This is a genomic window from Shewanella sp. AC91-MNA-CIBAN-0169, from assembly GCF_040310165.1.
In the GTDB taxonomy this organism is placed as follows: domain Bacteria; phylum Pseudomonadota; class Gammaproteobacteria; order Enterobacterales; family Shewanellaceae; genus Shewanella.
This window is the reverse complement of the sequence record NZ_JBEOPM010000017.1, coordinates 56632-67720: the sequence shown is the minus strand read 5'-3', so window position 1 is coordinate 67720 and position 11089 is coordinate 56632. Positions and strand designations below refer to the sequence as shown.

Sequence of the window (11089 nt, the reverse complement as noted above, 5' to 3'; positions counted from 1 at the left end):
CTAGTATCCTTCTAAAAATTCAAATTCATCTAAACTTTGCTGGCTGGGAATATTATCAAATTCTGCCTGTAAGGTGATAGTCAAAGCGTTATCTCTAGGGAAATGAACAGTTTTCACTTGCTGATTATCAGGCATTTTTAGCTGTGGATGCCACACAACCAGCTTGAAGTCATCAGCAGGTAAATCCGCAAATGTTACTATCCCTTCTAAATTGGTCACAGCATAATACGGGGTGTCGACCACCAATAAATGTCCAGACATCCAGTCATGAACATTGCAGCCCATAGACACATGCCCTGTTTGCTCAAATCTCAATATTTGCTGTTGTTGCTGATGACGAAGTTTGAATGAAAAACGCTTCGGCCCTAATGCAGAAAAAATATGATGAGTAATATCATCTTCATTGACAAAAGCCACATCATTGCCTTTTTGTACAACAGTAATATAGGGAGAAAACTGCTTATCTTTTTGATGAACTTCAGCTTTTGGCGGAGCAACGGTGGTAACAATATTGGCAGGGTCGCTGGGGAGTAAATACACCACCATGTTTTGTGCTGGTTGGCCTTGGGCATTTAACACCGCAATACTCTGCGGTGCTGCGATCGCGGCAGAGGTACTCAATAATACACAGCTTAAGGTCAGCGCGATAACAACGCGCGTAGAGATAATAATCATTGATACTCCTAATGATGTTTGCCGAATAACACAATAAAGCGCCGCAATAAGGTGGCGATGACACATACACCATGCTATTCACAGATATCTAATAGTATAATGCGACTAACTCAAGTGGTGTTCGACGACTAAATTAGAGTCAATACACTTAAACCACCACTTAACAACTTAGTAACAGACCAGATACCTTAGTACTTTATTTCAAGCTAATCAAAAATATATCAACGATCTCCTCTTTAATGATAAGGCTGTAAGCGCTAGATTTTATATTGACTTAAAATCGCAGCTAAACCTTTAGACGATTGATTCAAATCTTTAGCTAATACACCAGCTTGTTTGGAAGTACTGCGAATCGTTTCCGATTGATGACGAATTTGATTAAGTTGTGAGGCGATATCCCTCGCAGACATGCTTTGTTGTTCCGCGGATGCGGCTATTTGGCTGCTCATATCGAACACCGCATTAATAGACTCAGCCATATGAGTAATATCATCACCGACCGCCTTAATGCTCGCACTCCCTTGGTCTGCTTCAGCAACAATCACATTGGTAATACTGGTCAGTTTTTTAGAACCTTGTTGCAACCCTTCAATCATGTTTTGAATTTCTACGGTGGCTTTTTGGGTACGCCCCGCAAGGGTTCGCACTTCGTCCGCCACCACAGCAAAACCACGACCTTGCTCCCCGGCACGCGCCGCTTCAATGGCAGCATTTAATGCCAATAAATTGGTTTGTTCAGAAATACTATCAATGGTAGTAACAGCATCATTAATTTGGGTGGCATCGCGGGAGAGCTGCTCGACAGATGAAAACGCTTCAGCGATACGCTCAGACAAATAGCTAATACGTTTGACGGCATCGTTAATCTTACTTTGGCTTTGATCCATTTGCGTTGCATTTTGCTTAGTATTTAATGATGTATCACTCGCGTGATGTGACACATCGGCTATGGCGGCCGTCATTTGATCCATGGCGTGTGCCACTGAGTCTAAAAAGTGATGTTGCTGATCAATCAGCTCGTCGTTGGTACTGGCTTGATGATTAAACTCGTTAGCGGCAACAGCCAAGGTTTCAGCATTACTGCGGATAGCACTGACCATTTCACTCATATTATCGGCGCAACGATCAATATCTTTGGCGATTAAACTGAAGTCGTCTGTACCAAAAAAATTTAACCTCATGGTTAAATCACCGTCAGCTAGACGCTTGATTGCCATGTACATTTCCCATAAACCTCCCCCTAATGAGGTTGAGATCCAGTAACTCAACTGAAATAAGGGTAATAAACCCACCAATGCGATTATTAACATAAAACTAGTTTGGCTTAACGGCTCTTGTTCCGACGGTTGTACATTTTGACTCATCGTTAAAAATTGGTTGCCCACACTCGCCGATGCCGTCACTACATCGCCGCTGCGTAACGTATTGTCGCGCCCAGATAGCTGCAATTGATTTTCTTGGGCAAATTGCTTGAGGGCATCATTTGCTAAACCTTGATTATTAGCAACCGAAGCATAACTTTCAATACTTGCTTTAACACGTTGTAACGATGTTTGTTCAATTAAGTCGTTTGTTTGTTGGTAATTCATTAGCGCTACAACACTGGTGATCAATGCCACAAGTGAACACACCACCCAAAATTTTCCATTTAGGCTGAATTTAATCAAGATTGCATCAATTTTTCTAAACTGGATTTGCTTCATATAAGCTTCCTAAGGCAATTGGCCATTATCTCAACAGTGAGAACAAAACGACATAAACGAATAACACCCACACAAACGCCAATTAATATTATAGAAGAGTCTGATTATTCAGATTCAATTACTATTCAATAACCAACATTTTTAAATTTTTTTGTTTGCACACAATAATAATGCCTAAGTGCGCATACACTTAGGCATTTGGCTTATTTATTATCGGCTTAAGATAATAAAACTTAAGTGCTATAGCTCACGAAAATGGCTAGATCGATAAAAACTTATTAAGCGGTAAATCGCGATATCTGATCCCCGTGGCCGCAAAAATTGCATTGGTTAAACTCGGTGCAACAGGCGGTACGCCTGGCTCACCAACACCGGCAGGTTTTGCCGTAGACTCAATAATATAGGTCTCAATATCTGGGCATTGCGGTAAACGCAATAACGGATAATCATGGAAGTTAGATTGTTCAACCTTGCCATCTTTAAAGCTGATTTCGCCCATCATGGCTAAACTTAACCCAAAAATGATTGCGCCTTCTAGTTGTGATTTAACCCGATCAGGATTAACCACTCTACCGGCGTCAATCACCGCTATGGATTTCAATACTTTAAGCTGTTTATCCACCACTTCAACTAATGTTGCTACCGCAACATAGCTAACAAAACTGCGATGAACAGCCATACCCCAACCTTGGTTTTCAGCCGCTTTAGGCGCATCTGCCATTACCGCTTCTAACTTATCTAACACCTTATGATAACGGCCCACATCAACGGGATGATCCGCTAACTCCTCACCGTAATTACCATAAGTAAAAGCTTGATTTTCAAACGGCTCAATTCGAGACGGACCTAATAAATCACGCCACATTTGCACACAGGGTTTGTTAGCATTTACCGCTATTTCGTCGACAAAACTGCCAATACCAAAAGCATGTTGAATATTACATACTGATCGCATCCAACCTATACGAGTGTGTGCAGGAGCTTTAACGGCTTCAAGTTGGATATTTTTAAGGGCTAGCGGTACATCGCTAAAACCTAAATCAAGTTCGCCAGCTGAAGGATATTCAACACCTTCGGCAAATGTTGAACTAATTGAAGGGAAACCAGTACGCGCTAACAATGCTGTCGGCATCTTATTGCTGTCTAATGCAACTTGATACATCTGTGCACTGATCGCATGGTAATAACCGTTTTGAATTTCGTCTTCTCGACTCCAGCAGACTTTGATCGGCTTATTGAGTTTTTGCGATAAAATAGCGGCTTCAACACTAAAGTCCGGCTTAGATTTACGTCCAAAACCACCGCCCAACAAAGTCACATTAACCGTAACTTGCTCTTCTTTAAGCCCTAACGCACCTGCCACATTTTGCTGGGTACTTTGTGGTGTTTGGCTCGAAGCCCACAACTCGCAACCTTCAGCCGTCACATTCGCCGTTGCTACTGGCGGCTCCATCATTGCATGAGTTAAATACGGAACGGTATAAACGGCCTTAACCGAAGAAGCTTGTGGCCAATCAGTAACAGACTCACCTAATTGACGCATCACTTTACCCGGTTGGTTAACTCGCTCAACCAAGCCTTGCAAATACGTCTCTGAGTCATGACTATCATTAATCGATTTAGACCAGGTAATGGTTAACGCTTTACGTGCTTCAATTGCACTCCAGCTGTTTGTTGCAATCACGGCAACCCCACCTAGAGCTTGGAATAATGGCGCACCTTTAGGCACTGGCAAAGTAATAATATCAACCACCCCAGCAATCTTACGGGCTTTTGCATCATCAACACTAACCACATCACTGCCTAACACTGGCGGACGAGTGATACTGGCATACAACATTCCATCGAGTTTAATATCATATCCGTATATTGCTTTACCCGTTAGCATCGCATCCATGTCGACAATGGTGTGGGATTGACCGATATGAGTGAATTCACTTTCGGGCTTGAGCACAACCGAATCTAACTCTGGCATCGCTAATGTCGCTGCAACTAGTGCTAACTCACCGTAAGTAAGACTCTTTTTACTGCCTTTGTGATGGACTTTATGAGCTTTAGCGTACACTTCAGTCACTGGAACTTGCCATATTTGTGCTGCGGCTTGTTCAAGCATGGTTCTGGCGGTTGCGCCCATTTGGCGCATACGTTGATAATGCTTACGGATACTGCGGCTACCATCGGTATTTTGGCTGCCGTAACGTTTATCTGCTAAACCTTGAACCACGACAACCTTATCCCAATCAGCTTCCAATTCATCAGCTAAAATTTGTGGTATGCCCGTTCGGATCCCTTGTCCCATCTCAGAGCGATGACAAGTCAAATACACCTTATTGTCTTCACCAATGGCCACAAACAAGTTCATCATTGCTTGCTTGTCTTGAGCTAACGCCATTGGGCTCCAACTTAAGCCTGTTGCGCCTAACGCTAATCCACCACCGACTGCACCAAATATCTTTAATACGTTACGACGACTAATATTTTCAACTGCTGTGAATGTGGTCATGATCACGCCTCCGAAGCCGATTGAATAGCGGCTTTTATCCGTGGATAAGTCCCACAACGACAAATATTACCTGACATGGCATCGGCTATTTGTGTTTCAGTAGGTTTGGGCGTCGAGGTTAATAACGCAGCAGCAGACATTAACTGCCCCGCCTGACAATAACCACATTGCGGTACATTATGCTCTAACCAAGCTTGCTTTAACTTTTCAGCCTCAAGACCTTCAATAGTGGTAACTTGCTTGCCTTGTACTTGTTTTAAACTGGTTAAACACCCGCGCATAGGACTACCGTCAACATGAATAGTGCATGCCCCACAAAGCCCTGCGCCACAACCAAATTTGGTGCCAGTTAGGCCTAATATGTCACGCAATGCCCAAAGAACGGGCATATTAGGGTCAGCATCGAGGGTGAAATCCTTTCCATTTACCATCAGTTTTTGTGTTGGGGTTGTCATAATTAATCCTTATTATCTAACCAACGAGCTAAGTCAGCTGGTGTATCAATATCAAATTGCGCTTGTTCCATCTGAACAACGTTCAAGCTATTATTTTTATCATGTTGTTTTAAAATGCTTTTAGCACCTTTATCGCCATCAATCGACATCAAAACATTAATATCTTCAGCTAAAAAAATAGCTGGAACACCCACATTTTGCAGGTAAAAAGCGCAAGTAGTTAAGTTATTACGAATATAGGCTTCTATCAATTGCAAATACTCCGTCTCTTGCAAAGCCACTTGGTCGGCTAATACGATTAACATTGCATCTGCTTGTTGGCTTTGAGCATAACGCCCTGCAAGTTTTACCGAGCTTGATAAGCCTAACTGCCAATTATCATTGATGAGCCGATGATGATCCGCAGTGATCGCCAATACTTCATCCGTTTGATGTGCACCTAACATTACCACCGCTGGGGCGATACCCACTGCGGTGGTGACGCGATCGAGAGTCTGCAGGCAATGCTCAAGTAAGCTTAGTTCGCCTTGCACTTTGGCGACAATTTTAGCACCGTTAAAACGGCTGCTAGCGCCAGCGGCTAAGATTACAGTAACAATTTTAGGCTTCATGAATGCATGTACTCTGAGAGTTTATGACAACATCACCGTGTCAAGGCTGGTTAACTGACTTTGATACAGCACTCCATGGCATTGGGATAATATACTGAGCCCAACCGAACCAGGCAGCTCGCCGCCTAATGCTAACCCTGCAGGTGCCGAAAAATAGCCACTAAAATCATCGACACTGAGTTCAGCCATGCTCAACACCTTGTCACGACGATGGGTAGGGCCCAATAACGAAATATAAGCCAAAGGTATGGTTTGGAGTACCTGTAATGTTTTAGCATCAATTTGTAAATTATGGCTCATCACAAAGGCGGCATCTAAACTAGCCAAAAGTGTTGTAGACACTTCTGCTGTTGGTTTCTTGATGATCTGACATCCAGGAAAATCATAAGTACGCGCATAAGCAGTACGTTCATCAAACACACTGACTTTCCAACCAAGTGTTTGCGCCATTTGTGCAATAGGTTGTGCATCTAAGCCACCACCAAAAATACCAATGTGTACTGGTGGTCTAACTGGAATATGCAACACAGTATTATCTTGATCGACTACTGCGCGAGTTTTACTCTTGAGAGTGACAGATGTTGATAGCTCGGCGCCTTGTTCGACAAAGTGACCACTTAGTTTATTGACCGGCGTGCCATCTGCAACAACATCAATTTGATACACACCTGCATGACCACGCATTAAGGCGTCATGGACACTCACCAAACCAAGATAATTGTTCGATTTATTTAACGACACCATCATGATATTAACAATACCACCACAACCCAACTGATAACTGGTATCAGACTCATCGGTTGCGTCATAGGTTAACTGAATAACTTGCTGAGTTTGAATCGCACGTTGGGCGTGACGACGTAAATCCGCCTCAAGACAACCACCACTTAACATCCCTAGGCTTTTACCCATTGGATGAAATAGCATTATGGCGCCAGGTTTGCGGTAAGAAGACCCTTGTACTTGGGTAAGAACGGCGAGTACCCAGTCTTCTTGATAAGAAGGTAACCAGGTATCGAGTAAATCAACGAGGTGTTGAACCATGTTGGCTGTCCATCATTTGTAAACGCATTATCTTAAGCTAACAGACTGCGTTTACAATGCAAAGAATCAATGGTTTCAACTTATTAATAAATAACCTCAATGACCTGATCACATAACAATTTGTTAATCAAATAACTGATCGGCAACAAAAGGGTTATGTTGTCGCTCATCAGCGAACGTCGACATAGGCCCATGACCGGGAATAAAACTGACATTGAGCCCTAATGGCCATAATTTGGTGGTAATGGAGTGAAGTAAATCTTGATGATTAGATTGCGGAAAATCAGTTCGACCAATTGAGCCTCTAAAAAGCACATCGCCAACCCAAGCTAAATCAGCCATTTTATCATAAAAAACAATGTGTCCGGGTGTATGCCCTGGACAATGCAACACCTGTAAATGTTGTTCTCCCACACTCACTTCATCACCTTCATTAAGGTACTGATTCGGCTCAAAAGCTTCAGCGCGTGGAAAACCAAAGTTTTGACTTTGTTTAACTAAATTTTCTAACCAAAATTTATCCGCTATGTGCGGGCCTATAATCGGAATAGCTAATTTTTTGGCTAATTCAGCTGCTCCACCAACATGATCTATATGACCATGGGTTAATAATATTTGTTCAACACTTAACCCTAACTTAGCCACCTCAGCTAAAATTCGGTCAATATTGCCACCAGGATCAACAACCGCAGCCTTTAAGGTCTTTTCGCACCATATAACACTACAATTTTGCTGAAAAGGCGTTACGGGGATGATTTGATACTTCATCGACAACCTCGTTCTTTATGATCATTCGGTTAATTATCAGTTAATTTTACCTAGGCAGATTTGATCTAGATACCTATTTAATGTGATTTCCATCGAGTTACCGATTGTTAATCGTTAAGATGGCTCATAAAATAGTACCATTCGCGCCTAAATAAGTGCCCAAACACCGTATGAGTCAAACCATATAGATGCGCCTCTAACACCAAAAAATAGCACCGGTACATCAGAGTTTGAAAAAATTTGCTGTACCATTAATCAACACTGAATAGGCATTATATGCACACAGAACTCACCTTAGCAGACATTGTTGCTCGTAAGCACTTTTTCTCTGTGCCGTTAGACTATCAACAAAGTCCAAGTAAACAGATTACAGTTTTCGCTCGGGAAATTGTCAGCGTTGAGAACCAACATAAAAAGTTGCCTTATTTAGTGTTTTTTCAAGGTGGGCCAGGATTTGGTGCCGTCAGACCGATCAGCAATAACGGTTGGATAAAACGTGCGTTAACTGAATATAGAGTGTTATTACTCGACCAACGAGGCACCGGACTATCAAGCCCAGTTAATGCCACCAGCTTAAGCTACATGAGTTCAACAGACCAAGCGGACTACCTAAGCTTTTTTCGTGCAGACAATATTGTTCGAGATGCGGAGTATATTCGCGCAAAATTATCGCCAGACCAACCTTGGAGTATTTTAGGCCAAAGTTTTGGTGGGTTTTGTGTATTGCATTATTTGTCTGCTGCGCCAGAAGGCCTAAAAGAGGCATACATTACTGGTGGTATTCCTTCACTAGACCGCCCTGCCGAAGAGGTTTATCAAGCCACTTATCAACGTGTCATCGCTAAAAACAATGACTTTTTCAAGCGCTTTAGTGATGCACGCACCTTAGTCGATGACTTAGCAAAATACCTTTACGAAAACAAAGTCTACTTAGCCACTGGCGAGCAACTCACAGTTGAAATGTTGCAGTTGCTAGGCATTAATATCGGTATGGAACAAGGCCCTGAAGCGGTTTACTATCTGCTTGAGCAAGCCTTAATTGAAACGCCGCATGGTATCGACATTAATCCACTGTTTTTACATCAGTTCAGTCAATTTCTCGACTATAACACCAACCCTATTTTTGCATTAATGCATGAGTCTATTTATTGTCAGCAACAAGCATCAACTTGGGCCGCACACAGAGTACGAGCACAATACAGCCAATTTAACTATCGTCCTGATAAACCATTATTGTTCACTGGCGAAATGGTCTATCCGTGGATGTTTGCCCAATTTGAACAACTCATTCCACTGCAACAAGCAGCTGAACTTATCGCAGCGAAAAAAGACTGGCCTGCGTTATATGACCTAGAGAAACTGGCGAATAATAAAGTCCCGGTTGCAGCCGCGATATACAGCGAAGATATGTTTGTCGAAATGCAATACAGTTTAGAAACCACAAAAAAAGTGGCGAACCTTAAGTATTGGCTCACATCAGAATATGAGCACAATGGTATTCGTATGGACGGCGAACGCGTACTCGATAAATTGATCAGCCTCAATCGTGGCCACTGTTTGCGCTAGTGACTCAATACTGGTCAACGTGTTCAGCTTCAGTAACTTAAAAAAGGGGGCATAAGAGTAATCTTATGCCCCCTTTTTCATTAATATCAGTCGCGTAAATAGCGACGGATCAATTATAAAACCTGTAATACTTGCTCAATGTTTAAACGAGATTTTGGTAACTTGGCGTTGTAGTCTTCATCTGAATGATGATAACCAAATGCTAATGCAACTTCACACACATAACCGTCCAACTCTTTAGCAAATATTTGGCCTAGCATTTCACTATCAACACCTTCCATGGGCGTAGAGTCGATACCAAGACGCGCTAGCGTATGCATAGTGTTACCTAGTGCTAAATAGGTCTGTGACTTAGTCCAAGCCGCATTGTTACCCGCTTCATCAGTGTTTAAGTCAACAAATGCGTATCCACCAAATGCAGCTTCGCGATCTTCAGGCTTAGTACGGCCATCAATAATGCCTTGATCTACCACTTTGGCATAATCTTCACGGGTATACTTAGGGTTATATGCAAACAATATAGTATGTGAAGCCGTTTTAGCATGCGGTTGATTAAACTGAAACTTATTAGCATAAGAGTCATGTAAACGTTGCTTGGCCTCGTCACTTTCAATCACGATAAACTTCCATGGTTGAGAGTTAATTGATGACGGCGATAACACCATAGCGTCATAAATCACGGCTAAATCTTCTTTTGGCACGCGTTTAGTCGCATCGTAGCGTTTGGCGGTGTAGCGTTTTTCTAAATCAGCAATAATGGCATTGGTCATGTGATATCTCGATTTTAATAATTATTAAAAGGACTGGCAGTTAACGACATTGATTAATGCTGTTGATTAATATCATCGAGTAACTAGCCTTGTTAGTCACAACTATTTGTTGTAAATAACATCTAAAATTCAAACTAAACACAGAAAAAACAAAATACAAATTAACAATAAATACAATTAGTTAACAACACAGTTAACTTAAAACTTTCTTTGCATTATTATTGTGCTTAAAAACAATTTTTCAAGGTTTATAGCTCATTAAATTTATCGCTAACAAAAATGGCTTATCGCCATTTAATAGAGCAACCCATGCTGGCTGTTTGTTGTTTAGGCCCTTTGCCTATTGCAGCAATCATTTGCATGGCTTGTAGTAGTTCAGGTTCTCTGTTCGGCGCATCTTGCAAACGGGCATCATCTAAGCGGCCACGATATTGCAATTCACCGAGATGATTAAAACCAAAAAAGTCAGGAGTGCACACTGCACCATATTGCTTAGCCACTTGCTGATCTTCATCCACTAAATAAGCAAATTCAAAACCATGTTGCTTGGCAAAACGCAGCATATTTTGTGGCGAGTCGGCCTCAACATCATGATAATCATTAGACATAACCGCTAACACACTGATGCCTTCAGCCATTAATTGCTTTGTATCCGCAGCTAAACGCGTCGCAACGGCTTTAACATAAGGACAATGATTACAAATAAACATAATTAATAAGCCCTTTTCTCCTAAGTGCTCACTCATGGTAAAAGCATTACCATTGGCATCTTTCAAGGTGAAATCTGGGGCTTTCCAGCCATAATCGCAAATGGGTGTATCAAGTAGCATCAGTTTCCTTAAGCGTGTCGCTGTATGTCTATAGCCCTATTACAGCTCAATTCACTCAATATTCAAGGCTATCGGCGTTAATGTGGTTATGATATACAAAAGTTTAATCGCCATATACAGCATAATAATTGAAACATTATCAATTATTATTAGAAAATAAACTC

10 protein-coding genes are annotated in these 11089 nt (G+C 41.8%); 1 reads left to right on the top strand and 9 read right to left on the bottom strand.

Features of this window, described 5'->3' with window-relative positions:
• From AAEY98_RS14955 to AAEY98_RS14925, 7 genes are all read right to left on the bottom strand, one after another.
• Complete coding sequence (locus tag AAEY98_RS14955) at positions 1-675, bottom strand: cupredoxin domain-containing protein (protein ID WP_351000048.1); 675 nt, start codon at positions 673-675, stop codon at positions 1-3.
• A gap of 257 nt (positions 676-932) precedes the next feature.
• Positions 933-2378 (bottom strand): methyl-accepting chemotaxis protein, encoded by a 1446-nt coding sequence (locus AAEY98_RS14950; RefSeq protein WP_101086743.1) that lies wholly within the window; start codon positions 2376-2378, stop codon positions 933-935.
• 259 nt (positions 2379-2637) lie between these two features.
• Entirely contained in the window at positions 2638-4881 is a 2244-nt protein-coding gene (locus tag AAEY98_RS14945) for a xanthine dehydrogenase family protein molybdopterin-binding subunit (RefSeq protein ID WP_351017899.1), read from the bottom strand.
• A gap of 2 nt (positions 4882-4883) precedes the next feature.
• Entirely contained in the window at positions 4884-5336 is a 453-nt protein-coding gene (locus tag AAEY98_RS14940) for a (2Fe-2S)-binding protein (RefSeq protein ID WP_101086741.1), read from the bottom strand.
• A 2-nt stretch (positions 5337-5338) separates the two neighbouring features.
• Complete coding sequence (locus AAEY98_RS14935; RefSeq protein WP_182744982.1) at positions 5339-5947, bottom strand: nucleotidyltransferase family protein; 609 nt, start codon at positions 5945-5947, stop codon at positions 5339-5341.
• A 21-nt stretch (positions 5948-5968) separates the two neighbouring features.
• Positions 5969-6991 (bottom strand): XdhC family protein, encoded by a 1023-nt coding sequence (locus AAEY98_RS14930; protein ID WP_351017896.1) that lies wholly within the window; start codon positions 6989-6991, stop codon positions 5969-5971.
• A 123-nt stretch (positions 6992-7114) separates the two neighbouring features.
• Entirely contained in the window at positions 7115-7759 is a 645-nt protein-coding gene (locus tag AAEY98_RS14925; RefSeq protein ID WP_101086738.1) for an MBL fold metallo-hydrolase, read from the bottom strand.
• Positions 7760-8035: 276 nt separating this feature from the next.
• On the opposite strand from AAEY98_RS14925, the gene AAEY98_RS14920 reads away from it, so the two are divergent.
• Positions 8036-9325 carry an alpha/beta fold hydrolase gene (locus AAEY98_RS14920; protein ID WP_101086737.1) on the top strand — a complete coding sequence of 430 codons (1290 nt, stop codon included), beginning with the start codon at positions 8036-8038 and terminating at the stop codon, positions 9323-9325.
• Between the two features lie 113 nt (positions 9326-9438).
• On the opposite strand, the gene AAEY98_RS14915 is transcribed toward AAEY98_RS14920, so the two are convergent.
• A complete protein-coding gene (locus AAEY98_RS14915; RefSeq protein WP_350979453.1) occupies positions 9439-10095 on the bottom strand; it encodes a nitroreductase family protein in 657 nt (218 codons plus the stop codon).
• 284 nt (positions 10096-10379) lie between these two features.
• Positions 10380-10925 carry a thioredoxin family protein gene (locus AAEY98_RS14910; RefSeq protein ID WP_351017893.1) on the bottom strand — a complete coding sequence of 182 codons (546 nt, stop codon included), beginning with the start codon at positions 10923-10925 and terminating at the stop codon, positions 10380-10382.
• Positions 10926-11089 lie beyond the last annotated feature (164 nt).